This window comes from Shewanella hafniensis, from assembly GCF_019655335.1.
In the GTDB taxonomy this organism is placed as follows: Bacteria; Pseudomonadota; Gammaproteobacteria; order Enterobacterales; family Shewanellaceae; genus Shewanella; species Shewanella hafniensis.
Genome location: NZ_BPFD01000190.1, coordinates 1 through 914, shown reverse-complemented (window position 1 = coordinate 914; position 914 = coordinate 1). Strand labels below are relative to the sequence as shown.

Genomic DNA, 914 nt, shown 5'->3' with positions numbered 1-914 from the left:
AGCCAGCGTCGATGACGAGTCATCAGAGCTGGCGGGCGCTTCAGGGCATCTGAGTCGTTTGCGCAGCAAGTGACTCATCAGCCAAAGGCTGGCTTGGTAGCGATGTTCATCGCTATTTTCATTCCGATAGGATGAAAGCAGTTTATCGTGATGAAAATCTGCAACTATTCACTCAAAAATATCATCAATGCGTTAAATTTGTCCCCTCGATGGCTAGTTAATTGTACCCATTTAATCAAAGGTATTTTTAATGACATCACACAGTAGCGTAAAGGATAAATCTGTCGCGAATCTTCCACTTCGATACGACCCGTTTTTGAATTTCGATATGCAATATCGACCTGGTGTAAATAACAATAAAACGGGGAAAATCCGCCGCGAGTTCACCATGAAATTGGTGGCTCGATTTGGCCTGATTTCACCGAGTAACATTGCTTGGCTCTATGGCATCAGCCATCGGCAATCTCTGGAGCATTTAAATAAGCTTGTCCAAGAGCAACTGCTTTGCCTTGTTACTACCCATCGTTCCCACGATGGCCGTGTTTATACACTCACTTACAGTGGCGCAAAATACGCCGAAGAGTTACTGAATGTTGCAGTCTATTATCGTGCGAAAGAGCATCCGGCGCTGCAAGTGAACCAGAACACTTTAATGCACGACTTAATCATGCAGTTTGTGTTGTTGAAAGGCATCCATCATCACAAGCCTAATGGAGAGTCAAATCCGCTATGGTGTGCCATGATGACTGAGCCCGAGTTTAAACGGCGTTTTACTCACAGCAGTGTGCGAAATGTGGATGGGATAGTGAGGGAGGTGGATGGAACAATTTGTGCCGTCGAAATAGAGCATTCCTTTAAGACAAAAGCCGCGCGGCAAACCATTTTATTGAAATGGCATGATGGGATAGGGCAAG

At 45.2% G+C, this 914-nt stretch carries 1 protein-coding gene; it reads left to right on the top strand.

Annotated features, from left to right (window positions below; genetic code table 11):
* Positions 1 to 250: 250 nt before the first annotated feature.
* Positions 251 to 914, top strand: a 664-nt coding sequence (locus K5Q99_RS21850) for a hypothetical protein (RefSeq protein WP_220778124.1), incomplete at its 3' end; no start/stop codon positions are given.